Source organism: Pseudomonas sp. GW822-FHT04H02 (genome assembly GCF_058800645.1).
In genome coordinates this window covers 313,214-333,535 of the sequence record NZ_JBXAMM010000002.1, presented here as the reverse complement: position 1 = coordinate 333,535, position 20,322 = coordinate 313,214, and the positions used below count along the sequence as shown (strand labels likewise).

15 protein-coding genes are annotated in these 20,322 nt (G+C 62.6%); 14 read left to right on the top strand and 1 reads right to left on the bottom strand.

Translation table 11 applies throughout. The features are described from left to right. Positions 1-131 precede the first annotated feature (131 nt). The 14 genes from yaaA to AC1RMG_RS08145 all read left to right on the top strand — a co-directional run bounded on the left by yaaA (position 132) and on the right by AC1RMG_RS08145 (position 19,372). Positions 132-911 (top strand): peroxide stress protein YaaA, encoded by a 780-nt coding sequence (yaaA, locus tag AC1RMG_RS08210; RefSeq protein ID WP_011059378.1) that lies wholly within the window; start codon positions 132-134, stop codon positions 909-911. 813 nt (positions 912-1,724) lie between these two features. Then, the gene (locus AC1RMG_RS08205; protein ID WP_011059377.1) at positions 1,725-3,041 is read left to right on the top strand and encodes a nucleotide sugar dehydrogenase; all 1,317 of its coding nucleotides are present in this window, start codon (positions 1,725-1,727) and stop codon (positions 3,039-3,041) included. A gap of 142 nt (positions 3,042-3,183) precedes the next feature. Then, positions 3,184-4,665, top strand: coding sequence for a mannuronan synthase (alg8, locus tag AC1RMG_RS08200; RefSeq protein ID WP_072451220.1), 1,482 nt, complete (start codon positions 3,184-3,186; stop codon positions 4,663-4,665). A 35-nt stretch (positions 4,666-4,700) separates the two neighbouring features. After that, positions 4,701-5,870 (top strand): alginate biosynthesis protein Alg44, encoded by a 1,170-nt coding sequence (locus AC1RMG_RS08195; protein WP_011059375.1) that lies wholly within the window; start codon positions 4,701-4,703, stop codon positions 5,868-5,870. A gap of 83 nt (positions 5,871-5,953) precedes the next feature. After that, a complete protein-coding gene (gene algK / locus AC1RMG_RS08190; protein ID WP_123397677.1) occupies positions 5,954-7,393 on the top strand; it encodes an alginate biosynthesis TPR repeat lipoprotein AlgK in 1,440 nt (479 codons plus the stop codon). 161 nt (positions 7,394-7,554) lie between these two features. After that, entirely contained in the window at positions 7,555-9,012 is a 1,458-nt protein-coding gene (locus AC1RMG_RS08185; protein WP_036996876.1) for an alginate export family protein, read from the top strand. 26 nt (positions 9,013-9,038) lie between these two features. Beyond that, a complete protein-coding gene (gene algG / locus AC1RMG_RS08180) occupies positions 9,039-10,628 on the top strand; it encodes a mannuronan 5-epimerase AlgG (RefSeq protein WP_169892757.1) in 1,590 nt (529 codons plus the stop codon). A gap of 11 nt (positions 10,629-10,639) precedes the next feature. Further along, entirely contained in the window at positions 10,640-12,100 is a 1,461-nt protein-coding gene (locus AC1RMG_RS08175) for an alginate O-acetyltransferase (RefSeq protein WP_011059371.1), read from the top strand. Between the two features lie 8 nt (positions 12,101-12,108). After that, a complete protein-coding gene (locus tag AC1RMG_RS08170; RefSeq protein WP_019094744.1) occupies positions 12,109-13,224 on the top strand; it encodes a mannuronate-specific alginate lyase in 1,116 nt (371 codons plus the stop codon). Between the two features lie 189 nt (positions 13,225-13,413). After that, positions 13,414-14,979: an MBOAT family O-acyltransferase gene (locus AC1RMG_RS08165; protein WP_053149125.1), complete on the top strand. Its 1,566-nt coding sequence runs from the start codon at positions 13,414-13,416 to the stop codon at positions 14,977-14,979. An 11-nt stretch (positions 14,980-14,990) separates the two neighbouring features. After that, a complete protein-coding gene (locus AC1RMG_RS08160) occupies positions 14,991-16,166 on the top strand; it encodes an alginate O-acetyltransferase (RefSeq protein WP_493168910.1) in 1,176 nt (391 codons plus the stop codon). Between the two features lie 15 nt (positions 16,167-16,181). Then, positions 16,182-16,850 (top strand): alginate O-acetyltransferase AlgF, encoded by a 669-nt coding sequence (locus tag AC1RMG_RS08155; protein ID WP_011059367.1) that lies wholly within the window; start codon positions 16,182-16,184, stop codon positions 16,848-16,850. A gap of 192 nt (positions 16,851-17,042) precedes the next feature. Further along, positions 17,043-18,494, top strand: coding sequence for a mannose-1-phosphate guanylyltransferase/mannose-6-phosphate isomerase (locus tag AC1RMG_RS08150; protein ID WP_493168908.1), 1,452 nt, complete (start codon positions 17,043-17,045; stop codon positions 18,492-18,494). A 602-nt stretch (positions 18,495-19,096) separates the two neighbouring features. After that, entirely contained in the window at positions 19,097-19,372 is a 276-nt protein-coding gene (locus AC1RMG_RS08145; RefSeq protein WP_015634231.1) for a hypothetical protein, read from the top strand. Positions 19,373-19,802: 430 nt separating this feature from the next. Here the strand turns inward: AC1RMG_RS08145 and AC1RMG_RS08140 are convergent, their stop codons facing one another. Continuing rightward, positions 19,803-20,282, bottom strand: a complete 480-nt coding sequence (locus AC1RMG_RS08140) for a YhfG family protein (RefSeq protein WP_174395334.1) — start codon at positions 20,280-20,282, stop codon at positions 19,803-19,805. Positions 20,283-20,322 lie beyond the last annotated feature (40 nt).

The following is a 20,322-nucleotide window of genomic DNA, read 5'->3' as shown; positions in this document are numbered from 1 at the left end:
GGCTCCTACAGGCTCGTGCGGGAGCCGGCTTGCCGGCGAACCGCGATCAGCGGTCATGACTATCGCCATCATAGGTGGAGTCCGGGCGCCCGAGCCCCTAGAATCCCCCGACGCCAAAAGGAGACGACCCCATGCTGATGGTGATTTCACCCGCCAAGACCCTCGATTACGAAACACCGCCGGTTACCCAGCGCTTCACCCAGCCGCAATACCTCGACCACTCCCAGGAACTGATCCAGCAACTGCGGGAACTGACCCCGGCGCAGATCAGCGAGCTGATGCACGTATCCGACAAGATCGGCGGGCTCAACGCCGCGCGCTTCGGTAGCTGGACCCCGGCCTTCACCCCAGACAACGCCAAGCAGGCGCTGCTGGCGTTCAAGGGCGACGTCTATACCGGGCTCAACGCCGAAACCCTCAGCGAGGCGGATTTCGACTACGCCCAGCAACACCTGCGCATGCTTTCCGGCCTGTACGGCCTGCTGCGCCCTCTGGACCTGATGCAGCCCTATCGCCTGGAAATGGGCACCAAGCTGGCCAACGCCCGGGGCAAGGATCTGTATGCCTTCTGGGGCACCCGTATCAGCGAATGGCTGAACGAGGCCCTGGCCGAGCAAGGTGACGACCTGCTGCTGAACCTGGCTTCCAACGAGTACTTCTCGGCGGTAAAGCGCACGGCCCTGAACGCGCGGATCATCAATACCGAGTTCAAGGACCTGAAGAACGGCCAGTACAAGATCATCAGTTTCTATGCCAAGAAAGCCCGTGGCCTGATGAGCCGCTTCGTCATCCAGGAGCGCATCAACGACCCCGCTCAGCTCAAGCAATTCGACGTCCAGGGCTACCGCTTCAGCGCGGAGCAGTCCAAGGCCGACAACCTGGTATTCCTGCGCGACCACGCACCGGAATAAAGCGTTCCCCTGCCGCGCTCGTTTCCAACCGGCGAGCGCGCCAGAATGTGATCATCCGCACATTCCCCGCCTTTAATAAGCCAATTTTCTGGCGCCATAGAACTTTCAGCGTTTTGCCTAACTTTTATTTCACTCGACAGCGCTGATTTTTTTCAGTAGTGGCACCACTTTTTTTATTCGGTAGTGGCACAAAAATATCCCCCCCCTTCAACTCCCCATAACTAAAGGCTCAAACCGTTAGTGCTATCAGTTTGAGAGCAGTGCCATCTTTCTCAATATTTCAAGAAATTTCGAAAAACAGGATGAGCGGGCAGGAACTATGCCTTCAGACACCGCTCATACCACCGGTAACGATTCTCAACGAGGTTGTAGGAGATGACTTACACGGACTCACGATGAACTAATCAAGTTGCAACATTGATTTGACCAACGAGTCACAAACTTGAACTAAAGGGTAAACAAACGGAGATAAGGCACCTCAACTATCCCCTAACGAGCCAAGGAACAGCTGGCCTTCAAGGCCCCCGAAAACAAATGGAGAGCCCGTACTACGTGGCATCCAGCCATCCACAGGAACGCGGATGGTTTTTCTCGAGGGACCTGCAGCAGGAGCCGCCGGCAACATTCAAGGGCAAGTCAAAACAACATGGATCGGTTGCGCACAACTTGAGTGCATTTATTTAGTCACTCGGAACTTAGTCTGCCTGCACACGGCACTACAGCGTACTTCGCTGGACTTCCGAGTGCACAACAACAGCTGGCAAACATTAACTCCGGCCATCTAATGGCGTGAATAACACAGAGGTAAATGCGATGCGCATCAGCATATTTGGTTTGGGTTACGTCGGTGCAGTATGTGCCGGTTGCCTGTCCGCACGGGGCCATGAAGTGGTTGGCGTAGATATCTCCAAAGACAAGATCGACCTGATCAACGCCGGCAAGTCGCCGATCGTCGAACCGGGCCTGGGCGAACTTCTGGCGCAAGGAATCCAGACCGCTCGTCTGCGTGGCACCACCAACTTCGCCGAGGCCATTCGCGATACCGACCTGTCGATGATCTGCGTCGGTACCCCGAGCAAGAAGAACGGCGACCTGGAACTGGACTACATCGAATCGGTGTGCCGCGAGATCGGTTTCGTCCTGCGCGACAAGGCCACCCGCCACACCATCGTGGTGCGCAGCACCGTGCTGCCGGGCACCGTGAAGAACGTGGTGATCCCGATCCTCGAAGACTGCTCGGGCAAGAAGGCCGGGGTGGATTTCGGCGTCGCGGTGAACCCCGAGTTCCTGCGTGAAAGCACCGCGATCAAGGACTACGACTTCCCGCCCATGACCGTGATCGGCCAGTTCGACCAGGCCTCCGGTGATGTGCTGCAAGCGCTGTACGAAGAGCTCGATGCACCGATCATCCGCAAGGACATCGAAGTCGCCGAGATGATCAAGTACACCTGCAACGTCTGGCACGCCACCAAGGTCACCTTTGCCAACGAGATCGGCAACATCGCCAAGGCGGTGGGCGTGGACGGCCGTGAAGTGATGGACGTGGTCTGCCAGGACAAGACCCTCAACCTGTCCCAGTACTACATGCGCCCGGGCTTCGCCTTCGGCGGCTCGTGCCTGCCCAAGGACGTGCGCGCCCTGACCTACCGCGCCGGCTCCCTGGACATTGAGGCGCCCCTGCTCAACTCGCTGATGCGCAGCAACGAATCCCAGGTGCAGAACGCCTTCGACATCGTTTCCAGCCATGACAAGCGCAAGGTCGCCCTGCTGGGCCTGAGCTTCAAGGCCGGCACCGACGATCTGCGCGAGAGCCCGCTGGTGGAACTGGCGGAAATGCTCATCGGCAAGGGCTTCGACCTGAGCATCTACGACAGCAACGTCGAGTACGCCCGGGTTCACGGCGCCAACAAGGACTACATCGAGTCGAAGATCCCCCACGTTTCGTCCCTGCTCAACTCGGACTTCGACGCGGTAATCGGCAACTCCGACGTGATCATTCTCGGCAACCGCGACGAGAAGTTCCGCGCCCTGGCCGAAGACGTGCCCCACGGCAAGCAGGTCATCGACCTGGTGGGCTTCATGTCCAAGGCTACCTGCAGCAAAGGCCGTACCGAAGGGATCTGCTGGTAAGGGTTCGCCAGCCAGCCGGCTCCTACCCCATCCCCGTAGGAGCTGGCTGGCCAGCGATCTGGCCCTCCCAGATCTCCATGCCTGCCTTAACCCCCCTCGGGCCACCCCACAGGCTCGCCCGAGACCTTGATGGACGCAGATTATGCACAGGCTAAAGCACGGCCTGCTTCAGGCCGCCGGTTGGCTGTTCTACTTGAGTTTGCTGATGGGCATGGCCTTGTTGCTGCCCGCCTCGACCTTCGACTCACAGTCCAAGGACTTCATTTTCCTGATTGGCGCCGTGGGCATCTGGCGCTACTCGATGGGTGCCACGCACTTCGTGCGCGGCATGCTGTTTCTCTACGTGGTCTACCCGCACCTGCGGCGCAAGGTGCGCAAGCTCGGCAGCGCGGCGGACCCGTCCCATGTGTACCTGATGGTCACCAGCTTCCGGATCGACGCGCTGACCACCGCCCAGGTCTACGGCTCGGTCATCCGTGAAGCCATCGACTGCGGCTTCCCCACTACCGTGGTCTGCTCGATCGTGGAAATGTCCGACGAGCTGCTGGTGAAAAGCCTGTGGGCGCGGATGAACCCGCCGGAGCGGGTCAAGCTGGACTTCGTGCGCATCCCCGGCACCGGCAAGCGTGATGGCCTGGCCTTCGGCTTTCGTGCCATCTCCCGCCACCTGCCGGACAGCCGCGCCGTGGTAGCGGTGATCGACGGTGACACCGTGCTCGGCGAAGGCGTGGTACGCAAGACCGTGCCCTGGTTCCAGCTGTTCGGCAATGTCGGCGGCCTGACCACCAACGAATTCTGCGAAGTGCGCGGCGGCTACATCATGAGCGAATGGCACAAGCTGCGCTTCGCCCAGCGCCACATCAACATGTGCTCCATGGCCCTGTCCAAGCGCGTGCTGACCATGACCGGGCGCATGTCGGTGTTTCGCGCCACCGTGGTCACCGACCCGGACTTCATCGCCGACGTGGAAAGCGACTCCCTGCAGCACTGGCGCCTGGGCCGCTTCAAGTTCCTTACCGGCGACGACAAGTCCAGCTGGTTCAGCCTGATGCGCCTGGGCTACGACACCTTCTACGTGCCTGACGCGGCAATCAACACCGTGGAGCACCCGCCGGAGAAGAGCTTCATCAAGGCCAGCCGCAAGCTGATGTTCCGCTGGTACGGCAACAACCTGCGGCAAAACTCCCGGGCCCTCGGCCTGGGCATGAAACGCCTGGGGCTGTTCACCAGCGTGGTGCTGTTCGACCAGCGCGTATCGATGTGGACCTCGCTGCTGGGCCTGACCGTGGCGATCATCGCCAGCTTCAAGTACGGCACTGCCTTCATCCTGGCCTACCTGCTGTGGATCGGCATTACCCGCCTGATCCTGACCCTGCTGCTGTCCTGCTCGGGGCACCGCATCGGCCCGGCCTACCCCTTGATTCTCTATTACAACCAGATCGTCGGCGCGCTGGTGAAGATCTACGTGTTCTTCCGCCTCGACCAGCAATCCTGGACCCGCCAGGACACCAAGCTGACCCGCGACCTGGCCAGTTTTCAACGTTGGTTCAACACCTGGTCGTCTCGGACCATGACCTTCTCGGCCGGCAGCGTGTTCGTCGCTGTCCTGCTGCTGATGGTCTGAACCGCCTTGCCTGAATTAACTAGGAAATCGACTCTATGAACACCGCCGTGAACGTCAATGTAGTGCATGAATCCGAAGCCCAACGCCAGCACGCCCGGGTCAAGATCCCGGCCAAGCTGCGCTTCTTCGGAACCGAGGCCAAGCCTCTTGAAGTGCGGGTCCACGACCTCTCCGCCGGCGGCCTGAGCTTCAACGCCGGGCAGCAGATGCTGACCGTGGGCGAAGTGCACAAGGGCCGCCTGCAATTTGTCATCGACAACCTCGGCCTGGCCATGGACGTCGAGTTGCAGGTCCGCTCCTTCGATCGCCAGAGCGGCCGGGTCGGTTGCCAGTTCCAGAACCTCGAACCCCAGGACATCTCCACCCTGCGCCACCTGATCACCTCGCACCTGGCCGGCGACATCGTCAGCATGGGCGACGTGCTCGCCACCCTGCAGCGCGACAACTTCACCAAGGCGCGCAAGAACAAGGACAGCGGCAGCGGCATGACTCCGCTGGGGCGCCTGCGGGCGGTGACCTTCAGCGCCGGGATCTTCATCGTCGGCCTTGCCGCCTTCGGTTTCATCCTCAAGTCGGTGTACGGCATGTACTTCGTCAGCCACGCCGAGGCCGGCCTGGTCAACGTTCCGGGGATGAACGTCACGATGCCGCGCGACGGCACCGTGCAGAGCCTGGTGCAGACCGATGGCAGCGTCGCCAAAGGCGCGCCCCTGGCCAGCTTCAGCACCAGCATGCTGGACGTGCTCAAGGGCCACCTGGACGAAAACCAGCTGCAACCGGCCAAGGTCGAGGAACTGTTCGGCAAGCAGATGACCGGCACCCTGACCTCCCCCTGCGACTGCACCGTGGCCCAGCAACTGGTGGCCGACGGGCAGTACGCCAGCAAGGGCGACGTGATCTTCCAGCTGGTGCCGCGCAATAGCCTGGCCAATGTCGAGGCGCGGTTCTCCTACCGCCAGTTCGGCGACGTGCGCCCGGGCACCAAGGTCAACTTCCAGATCGCCGGCGAGGATGAAGTGCGCACCGGCACCATCGTCAGCAGCGCCAGCCTCAACAGCAACGACCTGTCCTCCGACATCCGCGTACAGATCAAGCCCGACGCGCCCCTGAGCAGCGCCTTCGCCGGCCGCCCGGTGGAAGTCAGCAGCGACCGCGGCCCGTCGATGAACTGGCTGATCGACAAAGCCATGGCTGCGGGTCTGTAACCATGAGAGTGCCTACCCAGCTCCCTGTAGCCGCTGCCGCAGGCTGCGCCCGGCCGCGCAGCGGACGCCATCCGGCCGACTCGATGCTCCCCGACAACCAGCACGAGCGCTTCGCGCTCGATCGCAGCCTGCGGCAGCGGCTACAGGGTTCGGTGTTGCCTTTGGTCGCGGCGCTGGCCCTGGCCGGTTGCGCCGGCCTGCCGGACCAGCGCCTGGCCAACGAGGCCCTGAAGCGCGGCGACACCGCCCTGGCCCAGCAGAACTACCGCCAACTGGCAGACCTGGGCTACAGCGAAGCGCAAGTGGGCCTGGCCGACATTCAGGTGGAAAGCCGCGACCCGGCGCAGATCAAGCAGGCCGAGGCCACCTACCGCGCCGCGGCCGACACCTCGCCCCGTGCCCAGGCGCGCCTGGGGCGCCTGCTGGTGGCCAAGCCCGGTTCCACCGAGGCCGAGCAGCACGAAGCCGAAGGCCTGCTGAAGAAAGCCTTTGCCAATGGCGAAGGCAACACCCTGATCCCCCTGGCGATGCTGTACCTGCAATACCCCCACAGCTTCCCCAACGTCGACGCCCAGCAGCAGATCAGCCAATGGCGCGCCGCCGGCTATCCGGAAGCCGGTCTGGCCCAGGTCCTGCTGTACCGCACCCAGGGCACCTACGACCAGCACCTGGACCAGGTGGAAAGCATCTGCAAGGCCGCCCTCGACAGCACCGACATCTGCTACGTCGAGCTGGCCACCGTCTACCAGAAACGCGGCCAGCCAGAACAGCAGGCCGAGCTGATCAAGCGACTGCAGGCCGGCTACAGCCGTGGCAGCGTCAGTGCCCAGCGAGTCGACAGCGTGGCCCGGGTACTGGGCGATGCCAGTCTTGGCAAGCCGGATGAAAAGACCGCCCAGGCCCTGCTGGAACAGGTCGCCCCCGGCTACCCGGCCTCCTGGGTCAGCCTGGCGCAACTGCTCTACGACTTCCCCGAGCTGGGTGACGTCGACAAGATGATGGAATACCTGGAGAACGGCCGCGCCGCCGACCAGCCCCGGGCCGAACTGCTGCTGGGCAAGCTCTACTACGAAGGCAAGTGGGTGCCGGCGGACGCCAAGGTGGCCGAGGCGCACTTCCAGAAAGCCGTGGGCCGCGAAGTCGCCGCCGACTACTACCTGGGGCAGATCTACCGCCGTGGCTATCTGGGCCAGGTGTACCCGCAAAAAGCCCTGGACCACCTGCTGACGGCTGCCCGCAACGGCCAGAACAGCGCCGACTTCGCCATTGCCCAGCTGTTTTCCCAGGGCCGCGGCACCGCGCCCAACCCGGTCAACGCCTACGTCTTCAGCCAGTTGGCCAAGGCCCAGGACACCCCACAGGCCAACGAACTGGCCCAGCAGCTGGATCAACAACTGCCCCCCGGCCAGCGCGCCGAAGCCCAGCGCCTGCTGCAACAGGAGCAGGCGGCGCGCGGTGCCCTGACCCAGAACACGCTGCAACTGCACGCGCTGCAGGAAGAAGACGGCGAGGAATCCCTATGAAGTCCATCCCATTCAACACCACCCCTGTAGCCGCTGCCGCAGGCTGCGACCAAGCGCGAAGCGCTCGCCACGCCTGCCCTCGCGAATCGCGGCCGCTGCGCGAACGGGCACACCCCGCCTTCACCACCACAGGCAAGCGCTTGTGCCTGTCGAAACTGGGCATGGCCCTGGGTTTTGCCATGATCTGGTCCAACCCGACCCTGGCGGCCATCACCGACACCAAGAACTTCGGCCTGGAAGTGAAGATCACCGGCCAGTCAGAGGACGATCGCGACCTGGGCACCCAGGGCGGTGGCGACGTCAACGGCATCGGCCTCGACCTGCGGCCCTGGGTCTATGGCGAAAGCGGCAACTGGAGCGCCTACGCCATGGGCCAGGCAGTGACCGCAAGCGACGTGATCGAAACCGACACCCTGCAACAGTCCGGCGACGACGCCAGCCAGCAGTCCAGCAACGATGACCGCAAGACCAAGAAGAACTACCTGGCCATGCGCGAGTTCTGGGTCGGCTACAGCGGCTTCACCGCCTACCCCGGCGAGCAGTTGAAGTTCGGCCGCCAGCGCCTGCGCAACGATGACGGGCAATGGCGCGACACCAACATCGAGGCGCTGAACTGGACCTTCGACACCACCCTGCTGCGGGCCAACCTGGGGGCCGCCGAGCGCTTCAGTGAATACCGCACCGACCTCAAGGAGCTGGCGCCCAAGGACAAGGACCGCCTGCACCTGTACGCCGACGCCGCCTACCAGTGGACGCCCGGCCAGTGGGTGGGCATCCGCGCCCACCATACCCACGACGACGGCAAGCTCGACTATGCCCAGCCCGGCGTGGCCAGCGACCCGCTGGACAAGAAGGAAAACGGCGACCTGACCTGGCTCGGCCTGGAAGCCAACAGCGACGCCTTTAACTGGCGCAACACCAATACCGTCAACTACTGGGCCAGTCTCACCGGCATGCGCGGCGACCGCGATACGGTCAACCCGCTGAACGCCGATGGCAGCCGCCCGACCCAAGCCAAGCGCGGGGACAACCTCAACGGCTGGGCCACCGACCTGGGCGTGCGCCTGCGCCTTGACCCGAACTGGCAAGTGGGCGCGGCCTATGCCCGGGCCAGCGCCGAGTACGAACAGAACGGCCTGCAAAGCAACCGCTCCAACTACACCGGTACTCGCTCCCGGGTGCACCGCTTCGGCGAAGCCTTCCGGGGCGAAATGAACAACACCCAGAGCGCCACCCTGTTCGGTTCCTGGCAACTGCGCGAGGACTACGACGCCAGCCTGGTCTACCACAAGTTCTGGCGTGTGGACGGCAACAAACCGGTGGGCAGCAACGGCATCAACGCAGTGGACAACAACTACGACGACACCACCGGCGCCCTGCTCAGCAGCACCTCGCTGCCGCTCATGGATGGCAAGAAGGACCTCGGCCAGGAGATGGACCTGGTGGTCACCAAGTACTTCAAGCAAGGCCTGTTGCCCGCGGCCCTGAGCCAGTCGATCGATGAACCTTCGGCCCTGGTGCGTTTGCGCGGTGGCGTGTTCAAGCCCGGCGACGCCTACGGCAAAGAGGTCGACTCCTACATGCACCGCGCCTTTATCGACGTGATCTGGCGCTTCTGATGCAAGCCGCTAAAGGAGTGCCCGACATGCCTACTCAAACTCTCCAGAGCCCGTTGTCCAGAGGCTCCCTGAGCCTCCTGGCCGGCGCCCTGCTGCTGGCCAGCAGCAGCGCCTTCGCCACTGCCGAGACGGCCAAGGCGCCGATCATCGCCAAGGAGCTGCAACAGGCCAAGACCTACACCGTCAGCAGTGCTCCCACCGAGCCCCTGGCCCTGGCCAAGCCGACCCTGCCCGACCTCTCCGGCTACACCGCCGAGGCGGCCGCGGCGAAGATCGTGCGCAGCAAGCCGGGCAAGATCAGCGTGCGCCGGATGATGCAGGAAGACGCCCTGAAGGACTTTATCGGCGGTGACAACAAGATGGCCGAATGGGTGGTGCGCCAGCACGGCATACCCCAGGCGATCTTCATCGACGACGGCTACGTCAACCTCAAGGAACTGGTGGGCAAGCTGCCCAAGCAGTACATCAGCGAAACCGCGCCCGGGGTCTACCTCGCCCGCCTGCCCATCGTCGTCGGCCGCCACGGCATCCTGGAAATCGACAAACAGACCCAGGAGCTGCGCCTGTCCCAGGAAAGCGGCTCGTTCCTGGTCAACGATGGCCAGCTGTTCGTGCGTGACACCAAGGTCACGGGCTGGCGCGAAAAGGACAACGGCCCGGCGACCTTCCGCTCGCCCAAGGAATTCCGCCCGTTCCTGCTGGCCTGGGGCGGCACCGAGACTTACATCGTCAACAGCACGATGGCCAGCTTCGGCTACGCCAACTCCAAGTCCTACGGGGTGAGTATTTCCCAGTACACGCCGAACATGGCCAAGGTGCTCAAGCGCCCCGAGCCCACCGGCTGGATCGTCGGCTCGACGTTCTCGGACATGTGGTACGGCTTCTACTGCTACGAGACCCGGGACTTCGTGCTCAAGGGCAACACCTACAAGGACAACATCGTCTACGGCATCGACCCCCACGACCGTTCCCATGGCCTGATCATTGCCGACAACACCGTCCACGGCACCAAGAAGAAGCACGGCATCATCATTTCCCGGGAAGTGAACGACAGCTTCATCTTCAACAACCGCAGCTACGACAACCACCTCTCCGGGCTGGTGATCGACCGTAACAGCGTCAACAACCTGATCGCCTACAACGAGATCTACCGCAACCACACCGACGGCATCACCCTCTACGAGAGTGCCGACAACCTGATCTACGGCAACAAGGTGATCAGCAACCGCCGCCACGGCATCCGCATTCGCAACAGCGTGAACATCCGCCTGTACGAAAACATCGCCATGGCCAACGGCCTGACCGGGGTCTACGGCCACATCAAGGACCTTTCCGACACCGACCGCGACATCAAGCTCGACCCGTTCGACGCCCAGGTCTCGCTGATCGTGGTCGGCGGCGAGCTGGCCGCCAACGGCAGCGGGCCGATGTCCATCGACTCCCCCTTGAGCGTGGAGCTGTACCGGGTCTCCATGCTGGCGCCGACCAAAAGCAGCGGCATCAGCTTCTCCGGGGTCCTGGGCGACCGCCAGGATGAAATTCTCGACCTGCTGGTGCGCCAGCAGAAAGCCGTGTTGATCGACCCCGTCGAACGCCAGACCGAATTGCGGGATTGAGGATGACTTTCATGCACCCACACTGGATCAAACTCCTGGGCCTGTCGGCCCTGACCGCGGGGATTCTCGCCGCCAGCGCCGGCGCCCGTGCCGACGAAACCAGCGCCACGAGCGCCGCGCCGAACTTCAAGGCCGAGCCGTGCTGCAACCTGTGCCCGGCCGCCCACGACGCAAAGAACTACGTGACCCGCTACCAGCAGAACTTCACCACCCTGGTGCAAGCCCAGGGCGACTGGCTGTTCCGTACCCAGGAAGATTTGCGCACCGAGTTCAACACCACTCCCGAAGGCTACCGCCGCCTCAAGCAGTTGCACGAAGCCTTCAAGAGCAAGGGCGTGGAACTGGTGGTGGTCTATCAGCCGACCCGCGGCCTGGTGAACCGCAACAAGCTCAACCCGGCGGAGAAAGCCCGTTTCGACTATGACAAGGCGCTGAGCAACTACAAGGCCATGCTCGGGCGCTTCGCGCAGATGGGCTACGTGGTGCCGGACCTCTCGCCGCTGACCAACGAACAACTGCCCGATACCCTGCCGGCCCACGACTTCTACTTCCGCGGCGACCAGCACTGGACCCCTTATGGCGCCCAGCGCACGGCGAAGATCGTCGCCGACAAGGTCAAGCAGTTGCCGGCCTTTGCCGACATTCCACGGCGTGAATTCGAAACCCACAAGTCCGGGCGCATGGGCAAGACCGGCACCCTGCACAACATGGCCGGCCAGTTGTGCGGCACCAGCTACGCCATCCAGTACATGGACCAGTTCACCACCGAGCCCAAGGGCGAGGCTGGCGACGGCGACCTGTTCGGCGACTCCGGCAACCCGCAGATCACCCTCGTGGGCACCAGCCACAGTGGCAAGAACTACAACTTCGCCGGTTTCCTGGAAGAGGCCATCGGTGCCGACATCCTCAACGTCGCCTTCCCCGGCGGCGGCCTGGAAGGCTCGATGCTGCAGTACCTGGGCAGCGACGAGTTCCAGAAGAGCCCGCCGAAAATCCTCATCTGGGAATTCTCGCCGCTGTACCGCCTGGACCAGGAAACCATCTACCGGCAGATGATGGCCCTGCTGGACAACGGCTGCGAGGGCAAGGACGCGCAGATGACCGGCAGCACCACCCTCAAGCCCGGCAAGAACGAATTGCTGGTCAACAGCAAGAACATGGACCTGCGCAACAGCGGTCATCAGGTCGACATCCGCTTCGCCGACACCTCGGTGAAAACCCTGCAAGCCACCCTCTGGTACATGAACGGGCGCCACGAGGACATCAAGATCGAAAAACCGGAAACGTCCGACACCGACGGGCGCTTCGCCTTCGAACTGCGCACCGACGAAGACTGGGCCTCGCAGAACCTGCTGGCGGTCGAGATCCAGGGCCCGGAAGCGGGCACCGCAGGGCAGAAGGTCGAAGCGAAAATTTGCAAACGCAACGTATTCCCGAGCGCCGAGCAACGCACCGCGCAGATCGGGCAATGAGGTTACCTATGCAAAGCACAGACTTGAAACGCTTGTTGATACCCAGCCTGCTGGGGCTGGCCATCGTCACCGGCAGCGCCCAGGCCGCCGCGCCGCTGCGCCCGCCCCAGGGCTATTACGCCCCGGTGGACAAGTTCAAGAGCGGCGACAACAGCGAGGGCTGCGACGCCATGCCGGCGCCCTACACCGGCGCCCTGCAGTTTCGCAGCAAGTACGAAGGCTCGGACAAGGCCCGGGCGACCCTCAACGTGCAGTCCGAACAGGCCTTTCGCGACACCACCGCGGACATCACCAAGATCGAGCGCGGTACCAGCAAGCGGGTCATGCAGTTCATGCGCGACGGCCGCCCTGAACAGCTGGACTGCACCCTCGCCTGGCTCAGCGCCTGGGCCCAGGCCGATGCGCTGATGTCCAAGGACTTCAACCACACCGGCAAGTCCATGCGCAAATGGGCCCTGGGCAGCATGGCCTCGGCCTACCTGCGGCTGAAGTTCTCCGACTCCCACCCCCTGGCCACCCACCAGGAACAGGCACAGAAGATCGAGGCCTGGTTCAGCAAGATGGCCGACCAGGTGGTCAGCGACTGGGACAACCTGCCCCTGGACAAGACCAACAACCACTCCTACTGGGCCGCCTGGTCGGTGATGGCCACCGCCGTGGCCACCAACCGCCGCGACCTGTTCGACTGGGCGGTCAAGGAATACAAGGTCGGCGCCAACCAGGTCGATGCCGACGGCTTCTTGCCCAACGAACTCAAGCGCCAGCAGCGGGCCCTGGCCTACCACAACTACGCCCTGCCGCCGCTGGCAATGATCGCCAGCTTCGCCCAGGTCAACGGCGTGGACCTGCGCCAGGAGAACAACAGCGCCCTCAAGCGCCTGGGCGAGCGGGTGCTGGCCGGGGTCAAGGACCCGGACACCTTCGAAAAGAAGAACGGCAAGCAGCAGGACATGACCGACCTCAAGGTCGACTCGAAATTCGCCTGGCTGGAACCCTACTGCAGCCTCTACACCTGCGCCCCGGAGACATTGGAGCGCAAGCACAAGATGCAGCCGTTCAAGACTTTCCGCCTGGGTGGCGACCTGACCAAGGTCTACGACCCGGCCCATGAAAAGGGCTCCTGATTCGAATCGTTGGAACGTCCCCCTGTAGGCGCTGGCTTGCCAGCGAAGAGGCCCTCAAGAGCGCCTTCGCCGGCAAGCCAGCTCCTACAGGGGGCGCGCTGCACGCAGTACCGCTTCCCCGGTTTTTCACGGGGGGGGGTTTGGGGGGGCTCCGGCCTCTGACTATTGGTTAAACATGGAGAGATCGGGATGGTTTTCTCATCCAATGTGTTCCTGTTCCTGTTCCTGCCGATCTTTCTCGGCTTGTACTACTTGAGCGGGCAACGCTATCGCAACTTGCTGCTGCTGATCGCCAGCTATGTGTTCTATGCCTGGTGGCGCGTGGACTTCCTGGCGCTGTTCGCCGGGGTCACCCTGTGGAACTACTGGATCGGCCTGAAAGTCGGCGCCGCCGGCGTCAGGACCAAACCCGCCCAGCGCTGGCTGCTGCTGGGGGTGGCGGTGGACCTGTGCATCCTCGGCTACTTCAAGTACGCCAACTTCGGCGTCGACAGCATCAACGCCATCATGACCTCCATGGGGCTTGAGCCGTTCATCCTGACCCACGTGCTGCTGCCGATCGGCATCTCGTTCTACATCTTCGAGTCCATCAGCTACATCATCGACGTCTACCGCGGCGACACCCCGGCCACCCGCAACCTGATCGACTTCGCGGCGTTCGTGGCGATCTTCCCGCACCTGATCGCCGGCCCCGTGCTGCGCTTTCGTGACCTGGCGGACCAGTTCAACAACCGCACCCACACCCTGGACAAGTTCTCCGAAGGCTGCACCCGCTTCATGCAGGGCTTCATCAAAAAAGTGTTCATCGCCGACACCCTGGCGGTGGTCGCCGACCATTGCTTCGCCCTGCACAACCCCACCACGGGCGATGCCTGGCTCGGCGCCCTGGCCTACACCGCGCAGCTGTACTTCGACTTCTCCGGCTACAGCGACATGGCCATCGGCCTGGGCTTGATGATGGGTTTTCGCTTCATGGAAAACTTCAAGCAGCCCTACATCAGCCAGTCGATCACCGAGTTCTGGCGGCGCTGGCACATCAGCCTCTCTACCTGGCTGCGCGACTACCTGTACATCACCCTGGGCGGCAACCGCAAAGGCACCCTGATCACCTACCGCAACCTGTTCCTGACCATGCTCCTGGGCGGCCTGTGGCACGGCGCCAACTTCACCTACATCGTCTGGGGCGCCTGGCACGGCATGTGGCTGGCCATCGAAAAGGCCCTGGGCATCAACACCACGCCGCGCAGCCTGAACCCGGTGCGCTGGGCCCTGACCTTCCTGCTGGTGGTGATGGGCTGGGTGATCTTCCGCGCCGAGAACCTGCACGTAGCAGGCCGCATGTACGGCGCGATGTTCAGCTTTGGCGACTGGTCGCTGTCGGAACTCAACCGCGCCAGCCTCACCGGCCTGCAAGTGGCGACCCTGATCCTGGCCTACGCCACCCTGGCTTTCTTCGGCCTGCGTGACCTGTACCGCAACCCGGCGCCGGTCAAGGCCAAGCCCGAGGTCACTACCGCCGCCGACGGCCCGGCCAGCGCCCAGCCCGGCCTGATCAAGGCGGTGCCCGGGGACAACCCCGGCAGCATTCACCAGCCGGGCTACATCGTCGGCACCGAGGCCCAGGTACAGCCGGCCTACTGGACTGCCGACTGGTCGCGCTACGCCATGCGCGCCCTGGTGCTGCTGCTGTTCATTGCCTCGATTCTCAAACTCTCGGCGCAAAGCTTCTCGCCGTTCCTTTACTTCCAGTTCTGAGGGATCTGCCCATGACCCGCTCATTACGTGTGTTCTACATCGCCCTGTTCCTGCTGACCCTGCTGGTGCTGGGGTTGTGGTCGGCGCGCAGCTTCTTCGGTTTCAGTACCAACAACGATGCCACCGTGCTCAACGGGCGCTGGGCCAAGGCGGTGGAAACCCACTACGACGACCAGTTTCCGATCAAGCGCCTGGGCACCAACCTCTGGGCCGCCCTGGACTTCAAGCTGTTCAACGAAGGGCGCCCGGGAGTGGTGCTGGGCCGTGACCAGTGGCTGTACAGCGATGAAGAGTTCAACCCGGTGGTCAACGAGGAGCTCAATCTGCAGGGCAATTACGCCCTGGTGGAAGGCGTGCGCCAGACCCTCAAGGAGCACGGGGTGAAACTGGTGATGGCGATCGTTCCGGCCAAGGTGCGCCTGTACCCGGAACACATGGACGAAGTGCGCCCGGCGCGCATCCACGCCAACCTCTACCAGGACTTCCACGCCCGGGTCGCTGCCGACAAGATCCTTGCCCCCGACCTGCTTGGCCCCCTGCAACAGGCCAAGCAACAGGGCCAGCAAGTGTTCCTGCGCACCGACACCCACTGGACCCCGGCCGGCGCCGAAGTCGTCGCCCGCCAGTTAGCCCAGGCCATCGCCGCCAAGACCCCGCTCAGCGGTCAGCCACAACGCTTCGTCACCGAAACCCAGGAGACCGTGGAACACAAGGGCGACCTGCGCCGCTTCCTGCCCCTGGACCCGCTGTTCGAAAACCTGATGCCGGCCGAAGAGCCCCTGCAAAAGCGCGTGACCCGGGCCAGCGATGAACAGCCGGCCGCCGACGACGCGCTGTTCGCCGACCGCGAAGTGCCGGTGACCCTGGTGGGCACCAGCTACAGCGCCAACCCCAGCTGGAACTTCGTCGGCGCCCTGAAACAGGCCCTGCACAGCGACGTGCTGAGCTACGCCGAAGACGGCCACGGCCCGATCCTGCCGATGCTCAGCTACCTGAAAAGCGACGACTTCAAGAACAACCCGCCCCAGGTGCTGATCTGGGAATTCCCTGAACGCTATCTGCCTGTGAACAACGAAATCGGCGACGCCGACCCGCAGTGGGTCGCAGAGCTCAAGCAAGCCGGTGCTCGCCAACAGAACGTAGCTGCACTCAACAAATCCGAGACGCCCGATCGGGCGCAAAACTGAAAAGAGGTAACACTCATGACTTTCACTACTACTCCTCGTCGTCTCGCTGCCAAATCCCTGAAAGCTGCCGTATTGGCCGCGGGCCTGGGCCTGCTATCAGCTCCGGTATTCGCCGGTGGCGATGCCGCCCTGTACGGCCCCACCGCGCCCAAGGGCTCGACCTTCGTGCGCCTGTACAACGCCAGCAACAGCGAAGTCAGCGCCACGGTGGGCAGCACCAACGTCAATGACGTCGCGCCCCTGGCCAGCAGCGACTTCAGCTTCATGCCCGGCGGCGACTACACCGCCAAGGTGGGCAGCCAGAGCGTGCCGGTGAAACTGGCCGCCGATCACTATTACACCCTGGTCAACAACGCCAGCGGCCAGCCGCAACTGATCGAAGAACCGCCGTTCAAGAACAAGCAGAAATCCCTGGTGCGGGTGCAGAACCTCAGCGACCAGGCCCTGACCCTGAAGACCGCCGACGGCAAGACCGATGTGGTCAAGGCCGTGGCCGCCAAGGGCCGCGGCGAGCGCGAAATCAACCCGGTGAAGGTCAGCTTCGCCCTGTATGACGGCGAGAAAAAGGTCAGCGACCTCAAGCCCGTGGCCCTGGAGCGCGGCGAAGCAGCGGTGCTCTACGTCACCGGCAACGGCAGCAACCTGTCGCCGGTCTGGGTCAAGCGCCCGGTTTCCACCCGCTAATGAATTTCCGGAAGGCTGCTCCCCGCCTCTCGTAGGAGCTGGCTTGCCAGCGAAGGCGTCCTCACGGGCCCCTTCGCCGGCAAGCCGGCTCCTACAGAAGGTGGGCAGCGCATCCGGGCACGCAACAAAAACAAGAGTGAAACGACAGAACGCAGTAGCTCTAACCCATACGATGTTTGAAGGAGTAACAACATGATTCCGGTGATCTTGTCAGGTGGTAGCGGCTCACGTCTTTGGCCGCTTTCGCGCAAGCAATTCCCCAAGCAGTTCCTCGCCCTGACCGGCGAACACACTTTGTTCCAGCAGACCCTGGAGCGCCTGGTGTTCGAAGGCATGGATACCCCCATCGTGGTCTGCAACAAGGACCACCGCTTTATCGTCAACGAGCAACTGGCGGCCCGTAAGCTCGAATCCCAGCGCATCCTCATGGAGCCCTTCGGCCGCAACACCGCCCCGGCCGTGGCCCTGACCGCGATGATGCTGGTCAACGAAGGCCGCGACGAGCTGATGCTGGTACTGCCCGCCGACCACGTCCTGGACGACCAGAAAGCCCTGCAACGAGCCCTGGCCCTGGCCACCGTGGCCGCCGAGCGTGGCGAAATGGTGCTGTTCGGGGTCCCGGCCACCAAGCCGGAAACCGGCTACGGCTACATCAAGTCCACCAACGATGCGCTGCTCCCGGAGGGGGTCAGCCGGGTCTCGCACTTCGTCGAAAAGCCCGACGAAAAACGCGCCACCGAGTTTGTCCAGGCCGGCGGCTATTTCTGGAACAGCGGCATGTTCCTGTTCCGCGCCAGCCGCTTCCTCGAAGAGCTGAAGAAACACGACCCGGACATCTACGACACCTGCCTCTTGACCCTGGAGCGCAGCCAGCAGGACCCGGACACCGTGACCATCGACGAAGCCACCTTCGCCTGCTGCCCGGACAACTCCATCGACTACGCAGTGATGGAGAAGACCCAGCGCGCCTGCGTGGTGCCCCTGAGCGCTGGCTGGAGCGATGTCGGCTGCTGGTCGTCGCTGTGGGACGTGCATGAAAAAGACGCCAACGGCAACGTCAGCAAAGGCGATGTGGTGATCCAGGACAGCCGCAACTGCATGATCCACGGCAACGGCAAGCTGGTATCGGTGATCGGCCTTGAAAACATCGTCGTTGTGGAAACCAAGGACGCCATGATGATCGCCCACAAGGACAAGGTCCAAGGGGTGAAACAGATGGTCAACACCCTCAACGAACAGGGCCGCAGCGAAACCCAGAACCACTGCGAGGTCTACCGTCCGTGGGGCTCCTACGACTCGGTGGACATGGGCGGGCGTTTCCAGGTCAAGCACATCTCGGTCAAGCCGGGGGCTTGCCTGTCCCTGCAGATGCACCACCACCGCGCCGAACACTGGATCGTGGTCAGCGGCACCGCCGAAGTCACCTGTGACGAGAACGTGTTCCTGCTCACCGAGAACCAGTCCACCTACATCCCGATCGCCTCGGTGCACCGCCTGCGCAACCCGGGCAAGATCCCGCTGGAGATCATCGAAGTGCAATCGGGCAGTTATTTGGGCGAGGACGATATTGAGCGGTTTGAGGATATCTACGGCCGCTCCACCCCGGTGGAACGTGGCGTCTCGGTGAAGACCATCGCCCAGTAACAGCGACAGGCTTCAAGCGGCAAGCTGCGAGCAAAAGCAGAAAGCCGTGGTCAGCGAGTCCTTTCACCCCCCTTCCAGGCGCCTGCGTCCCCTATCCGCAGGCGCTTGGACAGGGGGATTTTTTTTGTAGCCGCTGCCGCAGGCTGCGAAAAGGGCCGAAGGACCTTCAGCGGTCTTGAGCCCCCTGCGCCCGCTGCGCGGTCGTTCGCAGCCTGCGGCAGCGGCTACAAGAAGCAGCGATCAGTAGAGGCAGCCGTAAGCTTCAAGCGGCAAGCCAGATCAACAGCCATCTGTGGATACAAAAGGTCGTTTAAGGCTACACATCTCGGGTTGACCACCCTCTTCTCGCTCCCTATCCTCGCGCCTGTCACGACTCATTCGTGATCGGGTTTGACGGCTCGGTAACACTTTCAGGACGCATAGTTCCTCGACTCTGCTTGCGCTCTTCTGCGCTCGCAAAAATGTCTTATGGCGACTGTGCGTGGGGCATCTTCGGATGCGCCGGGTTCCTGAAACCGGTCCGTCAACCTGCGTACAGTTGCCACCCAACTCGTTTGACGGCGATCAAGTGGCAGCTCTATTTATTTCAGGAGCAACACACCATGACGGACCGTATCGCGCTAACCAGCAACGAATCCTCCACTCCGACCCTGTTTATCGACACCCGCGCGCCTTTGGACGAACTGCATGCCAGCGCCGCCTACCGCATCCTCGCGGTGACTCAACTGATGGAAAGCATCGTGCACATGGACAGCCGCCACGCCGATGCCACCGATCTGACACAGATCGCCCACGCCAGCGCCATTCTGTTGCGCGATGGTTGTGATCTGCTGGACGTGTTGGGACGGCGGATTCGTGGCAGTCAGTACCTGAACTAAAACGCCCCGTAATCGTTCCCCTTCAAACGCGGGGGAACGATCGGCACGCCTGTCCCCTCTCCTTCATCTAGAACCCGCCTCATCGATCACTGCCGTACCCATCTTCGTCAGAAGATGCGCAGCCCTGTTGTGGGTGGCAGCCGTGCGCGGATTGGTCGACCGGAGATACAGGAACCCGGCAGGGACGCCCCCTCCCACGCACAGCTGCCATTGCACAAGTGAAATGCGGCGCTGTTGCGCCTGTATCAGAACGAGTTACCAAGCCCGGTCGCTGAATGTGCTGCGACGCTCAAAGGCTAGTCCGGGTTCGACACACAGCAACGACGAAGGCGTCGCAGTTTATGTCCAGGCCAAGAGAGTTTAGGAATGTTCAGGATGGCGGCACGCCGAGGAGGCGGGGTAGCAGTAATGATCATGAGAGGCGTCGTATTTATCCATTCAACGGTCTTCCATGCTTGGCCAGGATTTTTTCCAACGAGGCTTTTTCGTCGAAGACCGGTATGTCTATGCCTTCCAGTCTTGAACTGCTGACAAAGTTTTTAAGCTTGTTCTTTTCGAAACGCTCATAAGGATCAAACGCAGGACGAGCAGCGCATTTCGACAACAGGGACAAAGCGCCTCTAAGTTCTGCAACATTCCTGGCGCACATCCTGAAGCCGATTCTTTTTGAAACTTCATTGCGCACAACCGGATAGGGCAACGCATCACTGAGTGCACGTGCGCATTCACGCCCCTCTTCTGCCTGGGCACTCAGGCGCTTTAACTTCAAAGATAAGGAGCTCCAGCCATTTGCCCCTAACTTCAAATGAAGCTGAGTTTCGACAAAGCGTTTGACCTCAAGAAACGTTCCCAGCTTCTTCAGATCGCTGACCTGTGCAGTTTGCAAGATCTGCTGCAGTGATACGTCCATCATCGCCCCATGATTGATGCCAAAGCCCGGAGATTATACA

Bases quoted from the DNA above. Each gene is read 5' to 3' on its own strand.
- yaaA (WP_011059378.1), top strand. From the start codon at position 132: ATGCTGATGGTGATTTCACCCGCCAAGACCCTCGATTACGAAACACCG.
- AC1RMG_RS08205 (WP_011059377.1), top strand. From the start codon at position 1,725: ATGCGCATCAGCATATTTGGTTTGGGTTACGTCGGTGCAGTATGTGCC.
- alg8 (WP_072451220.1), top strand. From the start codon at position 3,184: ATGCACAGGCTAAAGCACGGCCTGCTTCAGGCCGCCGGTTGGCTGTTC.
- AC1RMG_RS08195 (WP_011059375.1), top strand. From the start codon at position 4,701: ATGAACACCGCCGTGAACGTCAATGTAGTGCATGAATCCGAAGCCCAA.
- algK (WP_123397677.1), top strand. From the start codon at position 5,954: ATGCTCCCCGACAACCAGCACGAGCGCTTCGCGCTCGATCGCAGCCTG.
- AC1RMG_RS08185 (WP_036996876.1), top strand. From the start codon at position 7,555: ATGGCCCTGGGTTTTGCCATGATCTGGTCCAACCCGACCCTGGCGGCC.
- algG (WP_169892757.1), top strand. From the start codon at position 9,039: ATGCCTACTCAAACTCTCCAGAGCCCGTTGTCCAGAGGCTCCCTGAGC.
- AC1RMG_RS08175 (WP_011059371.1), top strand. From the start codon at position 10,640: ATGCACCCACACTGGATCAAACTCCTGGGCCTGTCGGCCCTGACCGCG.
- AC1RMG_RS08170 (WP_019094744.1), top strand. From the start codon at position 12,109: ATGCAAAGCACAGACTTGAAACGCTTGTTGATACCCAGCCTGCTGGGG.
- AC1RMG_RS08165 (WP_053149125.1), top strand. From the start codon at position 13,414: ATGGTTTTCTCATCCAATGTGTTCCTGTTCCTGTTCCTGCCGATCTTT.
- AC1RMG_RS08160 (WP_493168910.1), top strand. From the start codon at position 14,991: ATGACCCGCTCATTACGTGTGTTCTACATCGCCCTGTTCCTGCTGACC.
- AC1RMG_RS08155 (WP_011059367.1), top strand. From the start codon at position 16,182: ATGACTTTCACTACTACTCCTCGTCGTCTCGCTGCCAAATCCCTGAAA.
- AC1RMG_RS08150 (WP_493168908.1), top strand. From the start codon at position 17,043: ATGATTCCGGTGATCTTGTCAGGTGGTAGCGGCTCACGTCTTTGGCCG.
- AC1RMG_RS08145 (WP_015634231.1), top strand. From the start codon at position 19,097: ATGACGGACCGTATCGCGCTAACCAGCAACGAATCCTCCACTCCGACC.
- AC1RMG_RS08140 (WP_174395334.1), bottom strand. From the start codon at position 20,282: ATGGACGTATCACTGCAGCAGATCTTGCAAACTGCACAGGTCAGCGAT.